Origin of the sequence: Dokdonella immobilis (assembly GCF_900115085.1) — a bacterium.
Classification (GTDB): domain Bacteria; phylum Pseudomonadota; class Gammaproteobacteria; order Xanthomonadales; family Rhodanobacteraceae; genus Dokdonella; species Dokdonella immobilis.
In genome coordinates this window covers 16,226-39,235 of record NZ_FOVF01000031.1, presented here as the reverse complement: position 1 = coordinate 39,235, position 23,010 = coordinate 16,226, and the positions used below count along the sequence as shown (strand labels likewise).

18 protein-coding genes are annotated in these 23,010 nt (G+C 64.3%); 16 read left to right on the top strand and 2 right to left on the bottom strand.

Annotation, left to right across the window (positions count from 1 at the left end):
- Window positions 1–18: 18 nt before the first annotated feature.
- The 3 genes from BM125_RS16505 (at window position 19) to BM125_RS16495 (ending at window position 2,912) form a co-directional block, all read left to right on the top strand.
- Entirely contained in the window at window positions 19–945 is a 927-nt protein-coding gene (locus BM125_RS16505) for a nucleoside hydrolase (protein WP_092410002.1), read from the top strand.
- Window positions 946–1,141: 196 nt separating this feature from the next.
- Window positions 1,142–1,384: a type B 50S ribosomal protein L31 gene (locus tag BM125_RS16500; RefSeq protein ID WP_092410000.1), complete on the top strand. Its 243-nt coding sequence runs from the start codon at window positions 1,142–1,144 to the stop codon at window positions 1,382–1,384.
- A 235-nt stretch (window positions 1,385–1,619) separates the two neighbouring features.
- The gene (locus BM125_RS16495) at window positions 1,620–2,912 is read left to right on the top strand and encodes a citrate synthase (protein ID WP_092409998.1); all 1,293 of its coding nucleotides are present in this window, start codon (window positions 1,620–1,622) and stop codon (window positions 2,910–2,912) included.
- 324 nt (window positions 2,913–3,236) lie between these two features.
- On the opposite strand, the gene BM125_RS16490 is transcribed toward BM125_RS16495, so the two are convergent.
- Entirely contained in the window at window positions 3,237–3,866 is a 630-nt protein-coding gene (locus BM125_RS16490) for a hypothetical protein (protein ID WP_092409996.1), read from the bottom strand.
- Window positions 3,867–6,338 carry a penicillin-binding protein 1A gene (locus BM125_RS16485; protein ID WP_092409994.1) on the bottom strand — a complete coding sequence of 824 codons (2,472 nt, stop codon included), beginning with the start codon at window positions 6,336–6,338 and terminating at the stop codon, window positions 3,867–3,869.
- Between the two features lie 243 nt (window positions 6,339–6,581).
- Between BM125_RS16485 and BM125_RS16480 the strand changes: the two genes are divergently transcribed.
- The 13 genes from BM125_RS16480 to BM125_RS16415 all read left to right on the top strand — a co-directional run bounded on the left by BM125_RS16480 (window position 6,582) and on the right by BM125_RS16415 (window position 23,007).
- Window positions 6,582–7,640, top strand: a complete 1,059-nt coding sequence (locus tag BM125_RS16480; RefSeq protein WP_092409992.1) for a pilus assembly protein PilM — start codon at window positions 6,582–6,584, stop codon at window positions 7,638–7,640.
- Window positions 7,640–8,377 (top strand): PilN domain-containing protein, encoded by a 738-nt coding sequence (locus tag BM125_RS16475; RefSeq protein ID WP_092409990.1) that lies wholly within the window; start codon window positions 7,640–7,642, stop codon window positions 8,375–8,377. The genes BM125_RS16480 and BM125_RS16475 overlap by 1 nt, the downstream gene beginning before the upstream one ends.
- Window positions 8,374–9,081, top strand: coding sequence for a type IV pilus inner membrane component PilO (locus BM125_RS16470; protein WP_092409988.1), 708 nt, complete (start codon window positions 8,374–8,376; stop codon window positions 9,079–9,081). Before BM125_RS16475 ends, BM125_RS16470 begins: the two co-directional genes overlap by 4 nt.
- Window position 9,082: 1 nt before the next feature.
- Window positions 9,083–9,628, top strand: coding sequence for a pilus assembly protein PilP (locus BM125_RS16465; protein WP_092409986.1), 546 nt, complete (start codon window positions 9,083–9,085; stop codon window positions 9,626–9,628).
- A gap of 26 nt (window positions 9,629–9,654) precedes the next feature.
- Window positions 9,655–11,916 (top strand): type IV pilus secretin PilQ, encoded by a 2,262-nt coding sequence (locus BM125_RS16460; protein ID WP_245778960.1) that lies wholly within the window; start codon window positions 9,655–9,657, stop codon window positions 11,914–11,916.
- A gap of 82 nt (window positions 11,917–11,998) precedes the next feature.
- Complete coding sequence (locus tag BM125_RS16455; protein ID WP_092409983.1) at window positions 11,999–14,281, top strand: hypothetical protein; 2,283 nt, start codon at window positions 11,999–12,001, stop codon at window positions 14,279–14,281.
- A gap of 155 nt (window positions 14,282–14,436) precedes the next feature.
- Window positions 14,437–15,597: an EAL domain-containing protein gene (locus BM125_RS16450; RefSeq protein ID WP_092409981.1), complete on the top strand. Its 1,161-nt coding sequence runs from the start codon at window positions 14,437–14,439 to the stop codon at window positions 15,595–15,597.
- Window positions 15,598–15,715: 118 nt separating this feature from the next.
- Window positions 15,716–16,702: an AAA family ATPase gene (locus BM125_RS16445; RefSeq protein WP_092409979.1), complete on the top strand. Its 987-nt coding sequence runs from the start codon at window positions 15,716–15,718 to the stop codon at window positions 16,700–16,702.
- A 226-nt stretch (window positions 16,703–16,928) separates the two neighbouring features.
- Window positions 16,929–17,876 (top strand): DUF58 domain-containing protein, encoded by a 948-nt coding sequence (locus BM125_RS16435; protein ID WP_092409975.1) that lies wholly within the window; start codon window positions 16,929–16,931, stop codon window positions 17,874–17,876.
- Entirely contained in the window at window positions 17,873–18,355 is a 483-nt protein-coding gene (locus tag BM125_RS16430; protein ID WP_092409973.1) for a DUF4381 domain-containing protein, read from the top strand. Before BM125_RS16435 ends, BM125_RS16430 begins: the two co-directional genes overlap by 4 nt.
- Entirely contained in the window at window positions 18,348–19,352 is a 1,005-nt protein-coding gene (locus tag BM125_RS16425; protein ID WP_092409971.1) for a vWA domain-containing protein, read from the top strand. The genes BM125_RS16430 and BM125_RS16425 overlap by 8 nt, the downstream gene beginning before the upstream one ends.
- A complete protein-coding gene (locus BM125_RS16420) occupies window positions 19,349–21,313 on the top strand; it encodes a tetratricopeptide repeat protein (protein ID WP_092409969.1) in 1,965 nt (654 codons plus the stop codon). The genes BM125_RS16425 and BM125_RS16420 overlap by 4 nt, the downstream gene beginning before the upstream one ends.
- On the top strand, window positions 21,310–23,007 hold the full coding sequence (locus tag BM125_RS16415; RefSeq protein WP_092409967.1) for a BatD family protein: 1,698 nt from the start codon (window positions 21,310–21,312) through the stop codon (window positions 23,005–23,007). Before BM125_RS16420 ends, BM125_RS16415 begins: the two co-directional genes overlap by 4 nt.
- Window positions 23,008–23,010 lie beyond the last annotated feature (3 nt).

The following is a 23,010-nucleotide window of genomic DNA, read 5'->3' as shown; positions in this document are numbered from 1 at the left end:
GCCGCCGACGGTGAATGCATGAGCCTTAAGCTGCTGATTGATACCGATCCCGGCGTCGACGACGCGCTGGCGATCCTGATGGCCTACCGGCAGGCGGAGCCGACCGCGCTGACCATCGCAGCCGGAAATGTCGGCCTGCGCCACACGGTCGGCAATGCGTTGCGCCTGGTCGAACTGGTTGGCGCGCAGACGCCGGTGTTCGCCGGCTGTGCGGGTCCGCTGGTGCTGCCGGCGGCCGACGCGGCGTTCGTGCACGGCGCCGACGGTTTCGGCGATACCGGCTACGATGCGCCGACGCGACAGGCCGAGGCCGAGCATGCCGCCCTGGCCATGATCCGCCTCAGCCACGCCCATGCGGGTGCCCTGGTCCTCGTCGCGCTCGGCCCGTTGACCAATCTCGCCCTGGCCCTGCGCCTCGATCCGACCCTGCCCGAGCGGATATCCCGTCTCGTCATCATGGGCGGCGCCGTCAACGGTCGCGGCAATACCGAGCGGGTGCCGAGCGAGTTCAATATCGGCTTTGACCCCGAAGCAGCCCATATCGTCTTCTCGAGCTGGCCGACATTCGAACTGGTCGACTGGGAGGCCACCCTTCGGCATGGCCTGGCCTACGCCGACATCGAAAGCTGGCTCCGGGCCGACTCGCCGCGCGCCCGTTTCTACGCCGCCATCTCGCGACGGACGCGGAGCTGGGCACGCGCGCACGGTCGACCGCGTTTGCTGACGGCCGATGCCCTGGCGATGGCGGTGGCGGTCGAGCCGGGCATCGTCACGTCGGTGGCGGAGCATCATGTCGGCATAGAAATGAGCGGCCAGCTGACCCGCGGGGCGACCGTGGTCGACTGGGAAGACCGCTTCGATCGACCGGCCAATGCCCGCATCGTGCTCGGCGTCGATCAGGCACGCTTCGAGGCCCTGGTCAGGGATGCCCTCGGCGTTGTCTGATAATCGCTCCGCGCTGTGGAGGGCAAGACTAATGCGCGCGGACTCCGGATCAGGCAACTGATCTACAAGCATTTTCGAGCCCGATACCGGTCCTTGGACGGGCGCGCCTGACACCCGGCTTGCGTGCCGATCGGGTCAACCGGTACAATCGCGCTCTTTTTCTTCCGGCCCTTCGGCCGGCAAACGGTACCTCCCAATGAAGCCCGATATCCATCCCAAATACCAGCCCGTCGTTTTCCAGGACCTGTCCAGCGACTTCGCCTTCCTGACCCGCTCGACCATGTCCAGCAAGGAAACCGTGAAGTGGACGGATGGCGAGGAATATCCCCTGGTCAAGATCGATATTTCGAGCCATTCGCATCCGTTCTACACCGGCAAGCAGAAGGTTGTCGATTCGGGTGGCCGCGTCGACAAGTTCCGCCGCCGCTACGCCAAGTAAGGATTCCCGCCTCGCAGGTGGATGACGACGCCGGCCTCGCGCCGGCGTTTGCATTTGCACGGAGCGAACCGCCTTCGGCGATGCCCTGTTGCTATGCAATAATTGGCCCTGGGTACGGGTCCCGTTGTGGCGAGCCATCGGCTCGACCACGCAGCGGCCAGGTGCCGCGAATCCCCGTTTCCGCAGCTTCCGGTGCGCAAGCCGGAGGCACGAAACCCGTCACAAGGAGTCCGTCGTGTCCGACAAATCCGTCAAACTCACCGATACCGCGAACGATCGCACGACGACGCTTCCGGTCGTCTCCGGCACCCTGGGTGATCCCGCGCTCGACATCAGCAGGCTGAACAAGGACACCGGCTACTTCACCTACGACCCGGGCTTCGTCTCGACCGCGAGCACGCGCAGCGCGATCACCTACATCGATGGCGACAAGGGCGTGCTTCTTTACCGCGGCTACCCGATCGAGCAGTTGGCCAAGCATTCGACCTTTCTCGAGACCTCCTATCTGCTGATCAATGGCGAGCTGCCGAGCGCCGCAGAATTCAGCGTCTTCGAGCACGAGGTCACGCATCACACGATGATGCACGAGGCCCAGAAGAACTTTCTCAACGGTTTCCATTACGACGCGCATCCGATGGCGATGTTGTGCGCCTCGGTCGCTTCGCTGTCCGCGTTCTATCATGACACCCTCGACATGGATGACCCGGAACAGCGCAGGCTGGCCGCAATCCGGCTGATCGCCAAGGTGCCGACGATCGCGGCGGCCGCCTATCGTTCCTCGATCGGCTGGCCGGTTCGCTATCCACGCAACAACCTCGAATACGTCACGCGTTTCCTGCACATGATGTTCGAAGTGCCGAGCGAGCCGCTGGACCTGAATCCGGTCGTCGCCAAGGCCCTCGACCTGCTCTTCATCCTGCACGCCGACCACGAACAGAACGCGTCGACCTCGACCGTGCGCCTGGTCGGTTCGACCGGGGCCAACCCCTACGCCTGCGTGGCCGCCGGCATCGCCGCGTTGTGGGGGCCGGCCCACGGCGGCGCCAACGAGGCGGTGCTTTCGATGCTGACCGACATCGGCGATGCGAAGAACGTCGCCTCCGCCGTGACCCGGGCCAAGGACAAGGATTCCGGCTTCCGCCTGATGGGCTTCGGCCATCGCGTCTACAAGAACTTCGATCCGCGCGCCACGATCATCCGCGAGATGACGCATAAGGTCCTCGCCGACCTCAATATCAAGGATCCATTGCTCGATGTGGCCATGGCCCTCGAGGAGGTCGCGCTCAAGGACTCTTATTTCGTCGAGCGCAAGCTGTATCCGAACGTCGATTTCTATTCGGGCATCATCTACAAGGCCCTGAAGATCCCGACCGAGATGTTCACGGTCATGTTCGCGATCGCCCGGACCGCCGGCTGGGTTGCGCACTGGCTCGAGCAGCAGGTCACCCCGGATTCGAAGATCGGAAGGCCGCGCCAGGTCTATACCGGATCGGCCGAGCGCGACTATGTCGCGCTGAACAAACGGTAGGGAAGGTCTGAGCTAGCCGCACAGTCGTCATGGCGTTCACAAGGTTTTCCGCATGCGCCGCGTGGCGAGTGAAGGCTGGTTGCCTTGACGAGGCGCGCGGTGCATGTGGGGAGCCTTCTGGACGCCACCTTTTCAGCATTCAATCAATGCGTTAGGGGACGCCTGCCTGCACGCAGGTCCTTGTTGCGTCGACTTGAAAGACGGCCCGTCTGTCTGCGTCGACGCGTCGCGATCTGCGCACAGGCAGGCGTCGTGACGATTTTGCTGATTGATCAGACCCTCCCTGGAAGTCGGCGCCGCCCCGGTGCCGGTCTCCCGGCCGGGTCAGGCGGTCGACGGCGGTTTCGCGAGGTCGAGCAGCGCGTCCAGTGTGGCGCGCCGCATCGGGCGCTCGCTGATGCGGTCCAGGGGCGCCTGTCGCAAGCCGTCTAGCGGAAACACGGTCGCGTCGAGCGCTGTGTCGCCGGCGAGAAAGCGCAGGGCCGGAAGGTCCGCGCTTCGCCCACTGTCGAGTCGCAGGTTTCGATCCTGCTGCTCGAACGGGATGCCGTTTTCAGCGAGGAAGGACGTCAGCTCGACGAGGTTGTCGGTGAACACGTGCAGGCAGACCGCCGAATGCGCATCGGCCGTGCCCTCCAGGACCGCGCCGACCAGGCGCGGCTCGAAGCGCGAGAAGAAGCGCATGGCGTCGATCGCGGCGGCGCGCAGCCGGGCCAGGTGCCGGGGCTGGGAATCGGCCTGGAACAGACGCTGGTGCTCGCGCAGCGCCTCCTCGATTTCCCCATTGCGCGGGAGCGGCAGCGAATCCGGCGGACCGAAGTGGGCGGCGGCCTTCAGCTTGGCCGCGTGGTAATCACGCAAGCCCTGCTCGGCGATCAGGCGTGCTGCCTCGACCGCGATCCGACGACGCAGGTCGCTGGCATTGCCCCGATTCGACTGGCGCGGCGAGCGCATTCAGAACACGTCGTAGGCTTCGCGCTGCTCTTCTTCGCGCTGGTCGGGACGCGCCGCAAGCTGGTTCACGTCCTCGGTCTTGAAGAACTCGATCATCGAGTCGGGGTCACCGGCCGGCGCGAGCAGACCGCTGTCGCGGTCGATCCGGGCCGTGGTGATCCCGGGCGGCATGTCGAACGGCTGTTCGGGCATGTCCTTGAGGGCGGCGCGCATGAATCCAATCCAGATCGGCAACGCCGACTTGGAACCGAACTCGCGGCTGCCGAGCGTGCTGAAATCGTCGAAGCCGACCCAGGCCGTGGCCACGATTCTGGCGTTGAAACCGGAGAACCAGGCATCGCGGTATTCGTTGGTCGTGCCGGTCTTGCCGGCCAGGTCGCTGCGCTTGAGCACCATGGCCCCCGAGCCGGTCCCGCGGCGGACGACGTCGCGCATCAGTGAAGTGACCAGGAAGGCGTTGCGCGCATCGATAACCCGCGGCGCAAGGCGAGGCTCGGCCGGATTCGGCGGCACTTCGGTCGAGGCGTTCGCCGTGGCGATCGGGCTGAAGCCACTGGATGGCTCCTGTGCTGCGCGTTCGCGCTCACGTTGGTCCTCGAGCTGCCGCTGCGGGCAGTCGCGGCAGGCACGCGCCGGATCGGCCCGGTAGATCACCTTGCCGTCGCGATCGTCGATCTGGGCGATGAAATACGGGTCGACGAGAAAGCCGCCGTTGGCGATCACGGCATAGCCTCGGGCCATCGCCAGCGGCGACACCGCTGCCGTACCCAGGGCCATCGACAAGTTTTCCGGCACCTGCTGCGCCGAGAACCCGAAGCGCGTCACGTACTCGTGTGCGTAGTGCACGCCGATCGCATCGAGCAGCCGCACCGAGACCAGATTCTTCGACTGCACGAGCGCTTCGCGCAGGCGGATCGGCCCATCGAACTTGCCGTCGTCGTTGGATGGCGTCCACAGACCGTTCGGTCGGGACACATCGGGAAAGACCAGCGGTGCGTCGTTGACCACGGAAGCCGGAGTGAAGCCGTGGTCGAATGCCGCCGAGTAGATGAACGGCTTGAAGCTGGAGCCGGCCGAGCGACTCGACTGGGTGGCCCGGTTGAACTTGCTGCGCGAGAAATTGAAGCCGCCGATCAGTGCGCGGATCGCGCCGTCATCGGGATCGAGGCCGACCATCGCCGCTTGCACGGCCGGGATCTGCGCCAGTTTCCAGGCGCCTTCATCGTCGAGGGCGACACGAACGATGTCGCCGGCCTTGAGCACGTCCTCGACGCGCTTGGGCGCCGGGCCGCGACGGCTGTCGTCGAGGTAGGGGCGTGCCCACTCCACGGCGGTCAATCCGAGTGCCGCGATCTGGCCATCGCCGAGCTGGACGAGCGCCTCGTCGGTGCCGACCTGGCTGACCACGCCGGGTACCAGTCCGTTGAAGGTCCGGTAGCCGTCGATCAGCTTGATCAGGACCTCGGGGGTGGCCGCCGCCGGCAGTTCGACATGCGCCTCGGCACCACGATAGCCATGCCGTGTGTCGTAGTCGACCAATGAGTCACGCAGGGCCTGGTTGGCCGCTTCCTGGTCGCTGGAGTCGATCGTGGTATGGATGACGTAGCCGTTGTTGAGCGCTTCGTTGCCGAGCTTTTCAATGGCTTGCTGGCGGACCAGTTCGGCGACGTAGGACGCTTCGACCTCGATCGGCGGCTCGTGCGCGAACGACTGGTCGGGTTCCGCCATGGCCTGGTCGTAGACGGCCTTGTCGATATGACCCAGTTCGAGCATGCGACCGAGCACGTACGCCCGACGCAGCAGGGCGCGCGGTCGATTGTTGATCGGGTTGCCGGTGGACGGGAATTTCGGCAACGAGGCCAGCATCGCGCACTCGGCCTGGGTCAGCTGGTCGAGGGTCTTGCCGTAGTAGAACTCGGCCGCAGCGGCGATGCCGTAGGCGCGATTGCCGAAAAAACTCTTGTTCAGGTACAGGGCGAGAATCTCGTCCTTGCTCAACGCACCTTCAATGCGGAAGGCCAGGAAGATTTCCGAGAGTTTGCGTGTGTAGGTGACCTCAGGGCTCAGGAAGAACTGCCGCGCCACCTGCTGCGTGATCGTGCTTCCGCCCGCTACGTGTTTGCTGCCCGTGGTCGTCACCAGCCAGACTGCACGCAGGATGCCGGTGATGTCGATGCCCGAATGGCTGTAGAAATCGGCATCCTCGGCCGACAGCACCGCGTACTTGAGCCGATCCGGCACCTGGCTCATGTCGATCGGGATACGCCGGGTCTCGCCGAAGGTCGCCATCAGCTTGTTGTCGGCCGAAAGTACCTTCAGCGGCACTTGGAGCTGGACGTCCTTCAGGTTCTCGACCGAAGGCAGGCGTGGCGAGATCAGCCAGTAGGCGATGCCAAGGCCAAGGCAGCCCAGGAGCGCACCGCCCACAGCGAGAAAAAGGGCGTAACGGGCCAGACGAAGAAAGATTCTCATGCAGCAGGCGCGACTTGTGATGGCATTCAAGGAAGGGATGGGGTGCAATCGACAGAGTATAGGTCGAATGCGGGTTGCGGGCAGCCTCGGGGGTCCCAGGAGGGCCCAGAAGGGCGAATTTCAGGCCGATTTAGCGACGGGATCGACTATTTGAGCGCTCCCTGTTGCCAATTGGTTAAGTTTTAGATTTAATGTGAAAACACATGTTTCGCTCGTAAGGGCGCGTGGGAAGGGGAAAAAGTAGTGGGACTCTTCACTCCTAAGGCACCGGTTCTGATCGGAGTCGACATCAGTTCAACAGCCGTTAAGCTGCTGCAACTGGGTCAGGCAGGCGGTCGTTACCGCGTTGAACACTACGCCGTCGAGCCATTGCCGCCGAACGCCGTCGTCGAAAAAAACATCGTCGAAGTAGAGGCGGTGGGCGATGCGATCCGTCGAGCCTTGACCCGTTCTGGCGCCAAGACCCGGTTTGCAGCGGCCGCGGTGGCCGGTTCGGCCGTGATCACCAAGATCGTCCCCATGCCCGCGGACCTGTCCGAGGAAGACATGGAGGCGCAGATCCAGATCGAGGCCAACCAGTACATTCCCTACCCGATCGAGGAAGTCAGCCTCGATTTCGAGGTGATCGGCCCGGTCAAGGACAATCCGGACATGGTCAACGTCCTGTTGGCCGCGTCGCGAACCGAAAACGTCGACCTGCGCGTGGCCGCGCTCGACCTCGGCGGCCTCGGCGCGAAGACCATGGACGTCGAGGCGTTCGCCATGGAGAACGCGTTCCGCCTGATCGCCGACCAACTGTCCGTTCCGAAGGACGCCGTTGTCGCTGTCATCGACGTCGGTGCAACGATGACCACGCTGATCGTGCTGCGCAACCAGCGCACGATCTATTCGCGTGAACAGGTCTTCGGCGGCAAGCAGCTGACCGATGAGGTCATGCGTCGCTATGGCCTGAGCTACGAGGAAGCCGGGTTGGCCAAGCGCCAGGGCGGATTGCCCGAATCCTACGAAATCGAGGTGCTCGAGCCGTTCAAGGAGGCAATGGTCCAGCAGATAAGCCGGCTCCTGCAGTTCTTCTTCGCCGGCAGCGAGTACAGCCGCGTCGACCAGATCGTGCTGGCCGGCGGTTGCGCATCGATCACCGGTGTCGCCGACATGGTCGAGGAACAACTCGGCGTGCCATGTGTGGTCGCCAATCCGCTCGCCAACATGTCGCTCTCATCGCGCGTGCAGGCGCAGACACTCGCCCAGGACGCGCCGGCGCTGATGATTGCGTGCGGCCTGGCGATGAGGAGTTTCGACTGATGGCCAGAATCAACCTATTGCCATGGCGAGCCGAGCGGCGCAAGCAGCGCGAACGCGAGTTCTACATGATGCTTGCAGCCGCGGCAGTGGCTGCGATCTTCGTCTTTCTCTGTGCAAGCTACTGGATGTCCCAGCGCATCGAGAACCAGGGCGACCGCAACAAGTACCTGACCGACCAGATCAAGCTGCTCGACAAGGACATCGAGACGATCAAGGATCTCGAAAAAGTCCGGTCCCAGTTGTTGGCGCGCAAGGAGATCATCGAGGACCTGCAGTCGAACCGCTCGCAGATGGTGCATATGTTCGACCAGATGTCCAAGACCATTCCCGAGGGTGCGCGACTGACCTCCCTGAAGCAGAGCGGCGACAAGCTCACGCTGGAGGGCGTTGCCGAATCGAGCACGCGCGTTGCCACCTACATGCGCAGCCTCGAGGAGTCGCCACAGTTCGGGCGTGCTGACCTGGGCAAGATTGAAAGCAAGGAAGGGACACCTGGAGTCGACAAGAAAATGCCCTACGTTTTCTCGTTGACGGTGCAGACCAAGAAGTCCGAACAGTCGACCGATGGCCCCGCAACGGAAGGATCGGTTGCCGATGCATCCGCAGCAAAACCTACCGATGCCAACGAGGTCGCTTCGAAACCCGCAGACCTCGGCTCGCAGCTAAATAGTGCGGCCAGCCAGCTGTCGGACAAGGCCAAGACCGAGCCCGCGCCAGACAAGGGGAAGAAGCCATGAGTTTCTTCGACGATCTTCGAAACCTCGACCGCAACAACGTCGGCGGCTGGCCAAAGTCGATCAAGGTGTTCTTTGCCTTGCTGATCGTGGCGGTCATCCTGTTCATGGGCTGGTGGTTCCAGATCAGCGTCCAGCAGGAGGAGCTCGAGCGCGCGGAATCAAAGGAAAAGGAACTGAAGGCCGACTTCGTCAAGAAGCAGGCCCAGGTCGTCAACCTCGAGGCCTACCAGAAGCAGCTCAAGGACATGACCGACGAACTGCAGCAGATGATCAATCAGCTGCCCGGCAAGACCGAGATGCCGAAGCTGATCAATGAGATTTCCAACGCGGCCCTCGGTGCCGGCATCACCAACGAGCTGTTCCAGCCCGGTGCCGAAGTCATGAAGGGCTTCTACGCCGAGAAGCCGATCCAGCTGCGCATGGTCGGCACCTATCATGAGTTCGGTGCGTTCATCAGCAAGGTCGCGTCATTGCCGCGAGTCGTCATCCTGACCATGCACGATGTGTCCCTCCGTCCCAGCGACGGTGGGCCTTCGAAGGGCAAGGGCGCGACGCCCGCCGCCGGCGGCACACTGACACTCGAGGGGACCGTCAAGACTTACCGCTACATGGACAATGACGAGATTGCCGAATACGAGGAAGCCAACGCACCCAAGCCCAAGGGTCGCCGGGGCGCCAAGCCCGCTGCGAAGGGAGAAAAGTGAGATGACGAGTCAAAGCACTTTCGCTCTCCGCTCCGTCGCCCTGGGCATGCTGATCTTCGGAGTGGCTGGCTGCATGTCCGGTACCGGCGAAGTTCAGAAGTGGGTCGCCGAGGAAAAGGCCAAGCCCGGTCCGCCGATCGAACCCAAGCCTGCGATCAAGACTTTTGAAACATTCGAGTACACGCTGAAAGCCCCGGATGACCGCGATCCGTTCGATCTGCCGAGTAGCGATGAAGAGGAAGAGGCCGCTGCATCCGGGCCCAGGCCGGACCAGAACCGCACGCCCGAGCCACTCGAATCGTATCCGCTGGATGGCTTGAAGATGGTCGGCACCCTGGGGCCGCCCTCGGCGCCGGAGGGCCTGCTGAAGGATCCGGAAGGCGTGATTCGTCGCGTCCACATCGGCAATTACGTGGGGCAGAACTACGGACGCATCACCGCAATCAACGAGGGCCAGATCGATCTGGTTGAGTTGGTTCCAAACCAAACTGGCGGCTGGGTCGAGCGCCAACAATCGATTTCGTTGGCGGACGCCAGCAAGAAATGACCGACCCGTTGGGGGTGAGCAAAATGATGACTACAGCTACCGACTTCCATGGGCGCAAGCCCGCCAAGAGGACAGGACTGACCCTGATCGGGGGCTGGGTCATGTTCCTTGGGCTGCTCCTCGCCTTGCCGGTCCATGCCGAAAACGTCCTAGAGGACCTGACCTATACCGCCCAGCCGGGTGGCCGGGTCGAGGTCACCATGCGTTTTGCCGAACCGGTCGCGGTGCCCCAGGCCTTCACCACGGAGTCGCCTCCGCGCATCGCCCTGGATCTCGCCGATACCCGCAGCGCACTGACCCAGCGGCGCATCGAGATTGGCGCCGGGGCCACGGCAGGAATCTCCACGGTCGAGGCAGCAGGACGCACGCGGATCGTGGTCGACCTGTTCCGGCCGGCCAGCTACGAAACGCGGATCAATGGAAACGAGCTGATCCTGTCCATCGGCGCCAACATCGCCGGCTCGAGTGTCGCTGCGACCGCGGCCGCTAACAAGAACCCAACCAAGACCCTGGCCGCCCAGGGGGTCGAACTCACCAATGTCGATTTCCGTCGCGGCAAGACCGGCGAGGGACGCATCGTGGTCAGTTTCTCGGGCCCCGGCGCGGCCGCCGACCTCAAGCGCGAAGGCGACAAGGTCGTCCTCGACATCCTCAACGTCAAGTTGCCGCCCGACCAGGCGCAGCGTCTCGACGTGCTCGATTTTGCAACACCCGTGCAGTACATCGAGACCCGATCGCGCGGAAACGGCGTGCGCATCGACATCACGGCCCAGGCGCCGTTCGAGCAGCTCGCCTACCAGACCGGCAGCGAGTATGTCGTCGAAATTTCGCCCAAGCGTGAGGATGAGAAGCTCAAGAAGAATGCGGAACCCGTCTTCAACGGCAGCCGGGTGACGTTCAATTTTCAGGACATCCCGACCCGTTCCGTCCTGCAGCTCATCGCCGACGTCTCCGACCTCAACATCGTCGTCGCCGACAGTGTGCAAGGCAACGTCACCCTGCGCCTGATCAACGTCCCGTGGGACCAGGCGCTGCATATCGTCCTGCAGGCCAAGGGTCTCGATCAGCGCAAGCAGGGCAACGTGATCTGGGTTGCACCACAGAAGGAAATCGCGGATCGCGAGCAGGCGATCGCCGATGCGCGCCTGCAGATGGAAGACAAGGTCGAGCTGGTCTCGGATTTCATTCCGATCAGCTATGGCAACGCCAAGGACATTGCCGCCCTTCTGACCAAGGAAGTGAGCGGTGGGCAACAAGGTGGACAAGGCGGCACGGGGGCCAAGCAGCAGCGCGGTTTCCTGTCCCAGCGCGGCACCGTCAGCTATGACGACCGCACCAATACGCTTCTGGTCAGCGACACGCCGCAGAAGGTCCTGGAAATCCGGCAATTGATCGCTGTTCTCGATCGACCTGTGCAGCAGGTGTTGATCGAATCGCGCATCGTCATCGCAACCGACACCTTCGCGCGTGAGCTGGGCGTCAAGTTCGGCATCAGCGGTGGCTATGAGGACAACAACGGCAACGTGGTATCGACCGCAGGCACGGCAATTGGCACCGACCGCATGAGCAATATCGCCCTCAACAACCGATTCGGTGGCGGGCGAGGACTGCCGGTGTTCAACCCGGGAGTCATTCCCAGCACACCGACCGGCGGCGGTATCGCCGTTCCAAACCTGAACGACCGGCTCAATGTCAACTTGCCCGCTTCATCGCCTGCCGGCAGCTTTGGCCTGGCAATTCTGGGCGCGGACTACCTGCTCGATCTGGAACTCTCGGCAGCGCAGACCGAAGGCCGCGGCGAAGTGGTTTCCAGTCCGCGAGTCGTCACGGCCAACCAGAAGGAAGCCGTGATCAAGCAGGGCCAGGAAGTCGCCTACGTGACCTTCCAGAACTCCGGTGGCGGCGGCGTTGGTACGGCCACCGTCCAGTTCAAGGAGGTCGTGCTCGAGCTCAAGGTCACTCCGACGATCACGGCTGACGATCGCGTTGTTCTCAATCTCGGCGTGAAGAAGGACGCGGTCGCGCGCTTCATCGACAATCCGGGCGGTGGCCAGGTACCGATCATCGACAAGCGCGAGATCAACACCTCGGTATTGGTCGACAACGGGCAGACCGTGGTTCTCGGCGGCGTTTACGAGGTCGAGAAGCGCGACGATCTCACCAAGGTTCCGTTCCTCGGTGACGTGCCGATCCTGGGCAACCTGTTCAAGAAGACCGGTCGAACCGACACCAAGGCCGAACTGCTGATCTTCGTAACGCCACGAATTCTTAGTGAAAGTCTGAAATAAAGCGTCCAGGGGCAGGCAGCGCCGAAAGGTGCAGGCCGTAGTGACGTATGAAGAAAACCTATTGCGATCCTGGAGAAACTACATGAAATTCCCGTTCAAGACGCTCGGACTGCTGCTCGCCAGCCTGGCAGTCGCCAGTTGCGGTGGCGGTGGTGGAAACGGCGGAGCCACATCGGCGCCCCAGCCCGGTTCGATCACGCTCACCGCGACCCGAACCCTGCTGCCGCTTAACCCGAACAATATCCTGCCGTACCCGGGCTCCCCGTTCATGTCGGAGGTGTCATTCACCTATCGCAACAATGCGGGCGTCATCACTGCGTTGACCAGCGATGCGACTTTCACGACCAGCTCGCCGAGCACGGTCAGCCTGTCGCCGCCAGACGATCCGTCGACGGACGACATCAATGAGCTGGCCACGCGCGTCGTTTCATTCCCGGCGACGACCAACAACGGCTCGTACGTCTTTTTCGCAACGTCCTATGACGTCGCTGGCACCTCCACGGTCACCGCCTCGGCAACCGATCCGGCAACCGGGTTGACCATCAGCCGTACGCTGACGTTCACCGTTCAGGGCACGACGCCCCTTCCGGCGGCACTCGATATCGCTCCGAGCCCGACCAGCGTCTATATCCCCGGCTCCGGCGGCTCGACCAACTCCGTGATCAACATCCAGGTCCGTGACGGGGCCAACCAGCCCGTGCCGAACCCGGGGTCCGTGGACAACGTCAAGGTCGAAATCATCGGCAATGCAGGCGGTTCCATCCTCTCGGCCACTTCGGCAGGCGGACCCAACAGCGGTGTAAGCGTGCTGACGAGCACCATCAACGGCATCGCCGCGGCGTCGTTCCAGGCCGGTACCGTGCAGGGGCCGCTGCAGGTGCGGGCAACCGTCGATCGTTCGGACAACAATGTCTCCAACGGCATCGCGGATCCGATTTCGGCAACGACGACGGTGGTTGTTTCCGACGGCAAGCTGTTCAGCCTTACCCTTACCTCGCCCATCATCAACGCCCTGCGCGTGAACCGGGTTTCCGATGGCGTGGTTCCGCCGGATGAAGTGGTTCCGGTGGACGATACCGGCATTCCGATCGATCCAGATGCGACCTACAGCCTGACCGTCAGCGCGTTGGCCAAGGATCGGCAGGGCAATCCGGTTGTCCCCGGAACCGTCATCCGCTTTGGCGTGGTGGACGAACCCTTTGACGTCGCCGCGGATTTCTTCTCCATCTCCGGTTCCGATGGCGACGCACAGGAAGGCGGAACGCTGTTCACTTCCCAGTCGGGCCGATTCGTCACCGGCGGTGGCGGCGCAGGCCCGGGCGATGTGCTCGCCGTGTTTGGCAAGGAGGTCCAGGGAAACAGCGACCTCGAGAGCGCCTTGACCGTGCAGCAAATCAATTCGCAGACGAGCCTGAGGACCAGCTCGAACTTCAATCTCAACAACACCACGGGCACCACCGTAAACTATGGTCCGGTACTGCCATACGTGGTTGCGCGCGCGGAACACGGAAACATCACCGCGACAGGCGTGACGAATGACATCGGTCGTGCTTCCGCTACCCTCAACTACACCATTTCGACCCTTGGCTATCTGAACGTGATCTGGGCCCAGGGCGAAAGCGTGGATCCGGTCACCGGTGGTGCCAAACGCGTGTCGGACGTCGAGATCGGGTCGTATCCGGGCCTCGCGCCGGCGACCATCGTCGCTTCACCGTCTCCGATCATCGGCAACTCCACCCAGCAGGTCCAGGTCTGCTTGTACGACGCCATGCTTGCCCCATTGCAGCGCGTCCGTCTCGGCTTTGCGTTCCAGTTGAGCCAGGGAACGGGCTCCGTCGATGGAGTCAGCGGTTCGGGTTACCTCGGCTCCAGCACCGGGGCCAACGGATGCGCCATCGCCAACGTCGTCACCTCGGGCCTGGGCGCAAGTACGGACAGTGCACCGAGTGGCGTGCTGACGTTTGGACTGGGCGATCTGACGGCCAGCGTCGATATCATCGTCAACCTGGCAACCTTGCAGGTCAGCCCGTCCTACGTGCTGGTCGCACCCGATCCGGGCGGGAGCAACTTCAACATCACGATCACCGCGCGCGATACGGGCGGCAATGCCGTCTCGGGCGTGGCCATCTCCGGAGCCTGCACGGTGCAGGGAACCGCGAGCATCACCCCGGCCAGCTTCTCCGGAATCACCAATGGCAGCGGAAACACGGTTCATTCGGGCACGGCCGTCGGATTTACCATTGGCACTCCGCCCGCGCTGACCCAGACCGGATCGGGCCAATGCATCTACACCACACAGCAGGGACTGAGCGCGACCGTGCGATTCAGCGGAAGCGGCGAATGCGGTTTCAGCCCCTGCGGTTGATGCGGTAGCCAGCCGATTGGCTTGACCCTTCAAGGGCCGCGAAAGCGGCCCTTGTTTTTGGGCGACTTCCGATCGAAGTGAGCAATTGGGCGACTGGGTGCCGTCGTGCTTGAGGTCTGAGACAATGCGCCAAAGGGGCCACGAGTTGCCGATCCATGGAATTTTCCAGCACGCGACGCTCGATTCCGGCGGGTGAAATCATCTTTGCGGAAGACGATGCGCCAACGACGGCTTTCCTGATCGAGTCGGGACGGGTCGTCATCAGCACCGTGCAACACGGCGAGACGCGCAATCTTGGCGAACTCGGGCCGGGTTCGCTGCTCGGAGAAATGGCCGTCATCGATTCGGCACCGCGATCAGCCACGGCCCGCGCCCTGACCGATTGCGTACTTACCCCGATCGACCGCAATCAGTTCGCCGAGCGCCTGGCTTCGGCCGACCCGGTCGTTCGCGCCTTGCTGATGAGCCAGCTGACGCGCTACCGCTCCGCTCTGGCGACGTTGACCGGCGATGCAGCGGGAAGCGGCGCAATGGAAGGACGGGACGAATCCGGCGCATTCGACAAGATCCGCCTCGAGAGCGAGTTGCGCTCAGCGCTGGATCGCGACGAACTGGAAGTGCGCCTGCAACCGATCATGCAGATCGCCACGGAGCGGATCGCCGGCTACGAGGCCCTCATCCGCTGGCAGCATCCCGAGCGCGGCCAGGTATCGCCGACCGAATTCATCCGGCTTGCCGAGGAGACATCGCTGATCGTTCCGGTCGGTGACTATGTGCTTGGCAGGGTCTGCGACATGCTGGTCGAACTGCGTCGGCGCGGCCGTTCCCCGCTGCCGTTCATTGCGCTCAACGTTTCGGCCAGGCAACTCGATGACCCGGCGCTGATCGATCGCATGCTCGCACAACTGGCCAAACGATCACTGCCGGCCGATCGCCTCGAGATCGAGATCACCGAGAGTCTCGTCTTCAATCATTCGCAGATCGCGGCGCTGCTGGCGCGCTGTCATTCGGCCGGCATGCTGGTGGCGCTCGACGACTTCGGCACTGGCTACTCGAACCTGGGGCCCGTGCTGACCCTGGACTTCGATCGTATCAAGCTCGACCAGGGATTCACGCGGGCGCTGGGAACACCGCGCGGCCTGGCCCTGGTGCGTGCGATCGTGGCGATGACGGCGGCCCTGGACTGCGAGATGATCGCCGAAGGCGTCGAGGACCCCGCACAACTGCAGGCGCTGCGCGAGCTCGGTTGCGACTACGCCCAGGGCTGGCTCGTCGGCAAGCCGGTATCCCTGCAGGAGGTCCTTGAGACGGGCTGAATCGCCCGCGGATCGGCCGCGGCCGATCCTCCGCGATCGCAACTTTCGGCCGCATGCGCGGTCACACACTGCGCGCGCCGAGGCGCTCATTTTCCGATACCTGCATAGCTACCGACCCATGGACATGCCCGAAAAGACCACGTCCGCCGACGCATTCAAGCGACTGCGCGACGAACTCGCCCAATGCATCATCGGCCAGAAGGCCCTGATCGACCGGTTGCTGATAGCGCTCCTCGCCGACGGCCACCTGCTGGTCGAGGGCGCACCCGGCCTGGCCAAGACCACGGCCATCAAGGAACTCGCGGCGCGCATCGAAGCAGATTTCCATCGTGTCCAGTTCACCCCCGACTTGTTGCCCGCAGACTTGACCGGCACCGAGATCTACCGGCCGCAGACCGCCGCATTCGAGTTCCAGAAGGGCCCTCTTTTTCACAATGTCATTCTTGCCGACGAAGTGAACCGCGCGCCAGCCAAGGTGCAGTCGGCCCTGCTCGAAGCAATGGGCGAGCGCCAGATCACCGTCGGCAGGAACACATTCGCGTTGCCGCCACTGTTTCTGGTCATGGCCACGCAAAACCCGATCGAGCAGGAAGGCACCTATCCGCTGCCCGAAGCGCAGCTGGATCGATTTCTTCTCCACGTGCGTATCGGCTATCCCGATGTCGCCGCCGAAACCGAGATCCTCGCGCTGGCGCGAGGCCGGGCTCGTGATGGACTCAAGGCGCCGAAGGTGCCCGAGCGCCTGCTCAGCCAGTCGCAGGTATTCGCCGCCCGGGCCGAGGTGCTCGACACGCATCTGGCACCTGCGCTGGAGAACTACATTGTCCAACTGGTCCTCGGCTCGCGCACACCCCCGGCCTATGGCGAGGAATTGGCGCGCTGGATCGCATTTGGCGCAAGTCCGCGCGGGACTATCGCACTCGACCGATGCTCGAGAGCCCATGCCTGGCTCTCGGGGCGCGATTTCGTGACACCGGAAGATGTCCATGCCGTGGCTGCCGACGTGCTGCGCCATCGCATCCTGCTGACCTATGAAGCGGAAGCCGAGGGCGTCAACAGCGATCAGGTGATCGACCGCCTGCTCGAACGCGTGCCGCTGCCCTGAATTCCTTCGGAGTCATGGCAATCAGGGCACCCCAACAAGGCCTCCTCGGCCACGGCCATGCGACGGGTCCGCATCTTGCGGCACCGCCGGCGACCGCATCCGTGTCGAAGCGCTTCGCCGCCGACACCGAAACCGGCGACGGCATGCGCGCAGTGACTCGAGGCAGCAGCGCGGACAATCCCGATCAAGGGTCGATCCGACCCATCGGACCGGAATCGACCCAGAAATGAACGGCACCCGCCACCAGAACGACACGACATCCGGCATCAGGGTCTCGCTGACCGAGCTGCTGGCTCTGTCCGCTCTGGCGCGGGGCAGCAACCTCGCCGAAGTGCGTCGAAGCGCGGCCGCCCGCACCGGGCAGCACGCGTCTCGTTGGCGTGGGCGCGGCGTCGACTTTCGCGAATCGCGCGTTTATCAGCCCGGCGACGATATTCGCCACATGGACTGGAGGGTGACCGCGCGCAGCGGGCGTCCGCATACCAAGCTGTTCGAGGAAGAGCGCGAGCACGGCCTGCTGCTCATGATGGATTTCAATGCGGGCATGCGCTTCGGCACCCGCGTTCGCTTCAAGAGCGTACAGGCGGCGCGAGCCGCCAGCCTGCTGGCCTGGATGGCGATCCAGGCCGGCGATCGGGTCGGCGTCCTCGGCTATGGCGGTGGAATCGTGGATGAAGTAAAGCCCGCCGGCGGTCGGCGCGGCGTGCTGCAGGTATTGCGCGCCTTGCGCGACTGGGATCGCGATGCCGGCGGCCAGCGTGAATCGCTGGGCGAGGCATTGCAGCGTGCGCGGCGACTGTTGCGCCCAGGCACGCGACTGATCGTCATCAGCGATGGCTACAGCGCGGGGCCCGATGCGTGGCCGATCCTCACGCGCTGCGCCGGGCGCCACGAACTGGGTTGCGTACTCGTGTCGGATCCGCTCGAGCAGAGGCCACCTCCGGCAGGGCGCTATGCCGTAAGCACGCAGAACGGTCGACGCATGCTCGACTTCGGCGACCGACAGCTGCGCGACGACTGGACCAAGCCCTTCGCAGCCATTCGCGATCGCACCCGCGCGGAATTCGTCCGCCTTGGCGCACGCGTGGTCGAACTGACGACCGACGCGGATCTGCGCAAGGCCATCATGCCGTTCACCGATCGCGCCCTGGGCCCAAGGGATTCCTCGGCATGAAAGCGGACGGACCTGAGCTTCGCGACATCCATTTGCCGGCGGACCCGTCGTGGTGGCCGCCTGCGCCGGGTTGGTGGGTGCTGCTGGGAATCGTGCTCGTTCTCGTTGCGGTAGCCTTGATCCTGCGGCGCAAATGGCAGCGCCGCCGGCGCTGGCGAGTCCGGGTCATGTCGGAACTGGACTCGATTGCCGCACATCAGCAACGCGAGACGGATCCAGTGCGCGTGGTTGCCGAGGTATCGCAGCTGCTGCGCAGGGCCAGCCGTCTGCTCGACACGGCAGCGCCTTCTTTGCATGGAGAAGCCTGGTTGCGCTTCCTCGACGGGCCACTGGAAGGAACCGATTTCTCCGACGGCATCGGTCGGGTGCTTCTCGAAGGCCCGTACCGGCGCGACCTTGAAATGGATACAGACGCCCTGCTTGCCCTGGCGCGCCGCTGGCTGCAGCGCGTCGTTGCCGAAAGGAGCGAGCATGTTTGAGCTGGCCTGGCCCTGGATGCTGCTGGCCATGCCGCTGCCGCTGCTGGTTGCGCTTCTGCTGCCACGCGCGCGCCAGTCGATCAGCGCGGCCTTGCGCCTGCCGCATGGCGGCCTGCACTGGCCGGACACCGCGCGCGTTTCGCCCGTATCCAACTGGCGGCGCGCGCTCGCCCTGCTGGCCTGGTGCTTGCTCGTTCTTGCGGCGACGCGCCCGCAGTGGCTGGGTGAACCCGAGGATGTTCCGCGCAGTGGTCGTGATCTGCTGCTTGCGGTCGATACCTCGGGCAGCATGAGCATCCAGGACATGCAGATCGGCAATACGGCCGCGGACCGATTCTCGACGGTCCAGATGATTGCCTCAGACTTCATCGAGCGCAGGGCAGGCGACCGTGTCGGCCTGGTCCTGTTCGGCTCGCGCGCCTATCTGCTGACTCCCTTGACCTTCGATCTGAAAACCGTGGCCAAGCAGCTCGACGAATCGGAGATCGGCCTGGCGGGTCGCGAGACGGCGATCGGCGATGCGGTCGGCCTTTCGGTCAAGCGCCTGCTCGAGCGGCCGCAGGACCAGCGCGTGCTGATCCTGCTGACCGATGGCGTCAACAATGCCGGTGCACTGGATCCACAGAAGGCCATCGAGCTCGCGGTGGCCAACAAGGTACGCATCTATACCGTCGGTATCGGCGCCGAAGCGGTCAGCGTCGACAGCCTGTTCGGCAGTCGCATGATCAATCCCTCCGCCGACCTGGATGTCGCCATGCTCACCGAGATGGCGGACAAGACCGGTGGTCGATTCTTCCGTGCGCGCGATACCGCAGAGCTGGCCGGCATCTATCGCGAAATCGACAAGCTCGAACCTGTCGCCGAAAACGCCGAGACGCTGCGTCCGGTCGAGGAGATCTACATCATGCCGCTGGCGGGTTCGATGTTGATCACGTTGCTGGCAGTGCTGTTACCGTGGCTGCGTGCGCGGCGACTGCACGAGATCGTGGCGACATGAGCGCTTTTGCCGAGTTTCATTTTCTGCGCCCGGGCTGGCTGTTCGCACTGGCCCTGATCCCGCTGGCCTGGTGGTTCTGGCGCCACGTGCGTGGCGAGGCGGGCAACTGGCGGGCGGTGGTCGATGCGCATCTGCTCCCGCATCTGGTCGAGACAACGAACGAGCGGTCGCAGCAAGGTGGCATATGGTTGGCTGTCGTGGCGTGGATGCTGGCCAGCCTGGCCCTGGCCGGCCCGGCCTGGGAACGTGAATCCTTGCCCCTGTACCGCAACGAGTCGGCCCGCGTGCTGGCCATCGAACTCGCGCCAACCATGCTCGCCGCCGACCTCAAGCCCACGCGCCTGGCTCGCGCCCGGTTCAAGCTCAACGATGTCCTTGCAGCCAGCCGCGACATGCAGACTGCACTGATCGGCTATTCCGGCGATGCCTTCGTCGCCGCACCGCTGACCGACGACGTCAATACCGTGCGCAATCTCGTCGACGCGCTCGATCCCGGGGTCATGCCGGTGGTCGGCAACAACACCGAGCGCGCCATCGACGAAGCCGCCCGACTCATCGAGCAGGCAGGACTGAAAAGCGGTGAACTGATCCTGCTGGCCGACAGCGTCAGCTCGCGAGCACTGGCCGCGGCCCGCGCCGCCCATCGCAAGGGCCTTGTCATCTCGGTCCTCGGCGTCGGCAGCGAAAGCGGTGCGCCGGTGCCGTTGCCGCAAGGCGGATTCCTGCAGGATGCCCAGGGCAATATTGTGCTGCCACGGCTCGATGAGCAGGGCTTGCGCGCGCTGGCCGAAGCCGGTGGCGGCCGCTACGCCCGGCTCAGCGCCGATCGTAGCGACCTTGGCATCGTGCTGCGTTCGAACAACGCCAGTCCGGAAACGGCGAAGGCCTCCGACAGCAAGGCCCTCAGCGCACGCTACCGTGACCGCGGTCCCTGGCTGGTGCTGGCCTTGCTGCCGCTCGCCATGTTCGCGTTTCGCCGCGGCTGGCTGATGGCTCTGGCGCTGGCGCTGCTGGCACCGGCGCCGCCGGTCCAGGCCATGGACTGGATGGATCTCTGGCAACGCCCCGATCAACGCGCCGCCAGGGCCCTGGCCGAAGGCGACGCAGCGCGCGCGCAGACGCTCGCGGAGGATCCGCAATGGCAGGGCAGTGCGGCTTATCGGGCCGGCGATTTCGCATCCGCGAGCGCCGCCTTTGCCCAGGCCGAGGGTGCACAGGCGCTGTACAACCGCGGCAATGCGCTGGCCCGGGAAGGCAAATACGAGGAGGCCATCGACGCGTACGGCAAGGCGCTCGAGGCCAGTCCCGGCATGGAGGACGCCGAGGCCAACAAGCGCTCGGTCGAGGAATGGCTCAAGCGTCAGCAGGATCAGCAGCGGGACAACAAGCAGCAGAACCAGCAGGGCGGCGGGCAGGACAAGCAAAACCAGCAGGGCCAGAACGACAATTCGCAGTCCGGCCAGTCCAGCGACCAGCAACACGATGCGGGCAAGCAGGGCCAGCAGCCACCCGACCAGGAAAAGGGCGACGAATCGCCGGAGGATGCTGCCGGGAAAAAGGACAAGGACGGACAGGAAGATTCGTCGAAGGATTCGGGCAAGAACTCCCAGGCCGAGCCCGAGGACGACAAGGGCGGCCGCGACGTTTCATCCGACTCCAATGATCGGCAGAAGCCCGGGGACGCCAACAGCAAGAGCGCGGCAGAAACCGCGCAGGAAAAACAGCAACGCGAACAGCAACAGGCGCAGATGGCCAAGGCCATCGACAAGGCCCTCGACGGCAAGCCGGAGGGCGAGCAGAAATCGGCGAGCGAAGCGGCAGCGATGAGCGAATCGGAACGCGAACAGCAGCAGGCACTGAACCAGTGGCTGCAGCGGGTGCCCGACGATCCGGGTGGCCTGCTGCGGCGGAAATTCCAGCTTGAATACGATCGACGCCAGCGCGACGGAGGTGGTCAATGAACATTCGTCGGATGGCGGTCGTGATGCTTCTCCTGCTTTCGTCCACCCATGCGTTCGCGGATTCCACGGCGCGCGCCTGGCTCGATCGCAACAGCATGCAGCTCGGCGAGACGGTCACGCTCAATGTCGAGACCGATGACAGCAGCGCCGGCGAGCCCGACTTCAGCGCGCTGCTCGGCGACTTCAATTCACTCGGGACGCAATCCAGCCGGCAGATCAGCATGACCAATGGCAGCACCAGCGCCAAGACGGTCTGGGCGATCGGCCTCGAACCCAAGCACGCCGGTACCCTGACCATTCCTGCGTTCACGGTCGGCGGCGTTCAGACCGATCCGCTGACCCTGACCGTGTTGCCGGCACCGGCCGGCGCGCAGGGCAAGCCCGGCGACAATGTCTTCATCGAAGTCACCGCCGACCCGCTGACGCCGTATGTCCAGCAACAGGTGCATTACACGGCGAAATTGTATTTCTCGGTTGATCTCAGCGACGGCTCGCTCGACGAGCCTGCGACCTCGGGCGCCGTCGTGCAGAAGCTCGGTCGCGACAAGCGCTATGTCGCGACCGTCGGTGGCAGCCGCTACCAGGTGCTCGAGCGCAACTATGCGCTGACCCCCGAGCAGAGCGGATCGCTGGAAGTCCCCGCCCTGGTCTTTCGCGGCAGTGCGGTCGACAATTCCGATCCGATCGGGTTCTTTCGCCGTGGCCGCACGGTCAGTGCCCGCTCCGATGCGATCCAGCTCGAGGTGCGCGCCAAGCCCGCCAGCTGGGGCAGCCAGCCGTGGTTGCCCGCCGCGTCGCTCAGCCTGACCGAAGAAACGCCATTGCCGAGCCAGGCCACGGTCGGCGAGCCGCTCACGCGGACCATCCGACTGCGCGCACAAGGCCTCGGCTTCGAGCAACTCCCGGAACTGGAACTGGAGGAGAAGCCCGCCGGTACCGAAATCTACCCGGACAAACCCGACACCCGGACCCGGGACGATGGCAACTGGATCTACGGAGAGCGCACGCGCAAGTTCGCGATCGTGCCGACCAAAGCCGGAAAGCTGGTCCTGCCGGAGGTGGCGGTGGTCTGGTGGAATACGGCGAAGGAGCAGATCGAACGGACCGTGCTGCCGACACACGAGATCGACGTCCTGCCCGCGGCCACGTCGGCAAGCGCTCCTTCGCCGGCCGATTCCGCGTCGACATCGGCACCTGCGGTGGAATCCGCGGCCCCCGCCACGGTTGTCTATCCTGCCGCCGACACCGGTGCGGCGGCGCGAACCTGGCGCGGGATTTCCGCTGTCCTCGCCATGGCCTGGCTGATCACGCTGGTCCTTTGGTACAAGTCACGACATGCCGACACCGGCTCGAGCACCGGACCAGCGGCGTCCAAGCAGGTGCCTTCGCGCAGCACGTTCATGCGCGCCTGCGCAATGGGCGATCTGGTGGGCGCCGAGCGCGCTCTGGTCGCGTGGGCGAAGAGCGAACGACCGGGCGTGCGCAATATCGGCGAGCTCATCGCCCAACTCACCGATGAGGGGCAACGGGATGCGCTGGAAGAACTGGTCCGCATGCGTTACGCGGGTGCCAGCTCGGAAGGCCTCGGTGCCCGCCTGAGCCGCTCCCTGCGCGGTGGATTTGCGTGGGACAAGGCGCAGCCGGACGCGGCCCGTTCGGAGGCATTGCCGCCGCTCTATCCGGACCGGCGCTGAGCG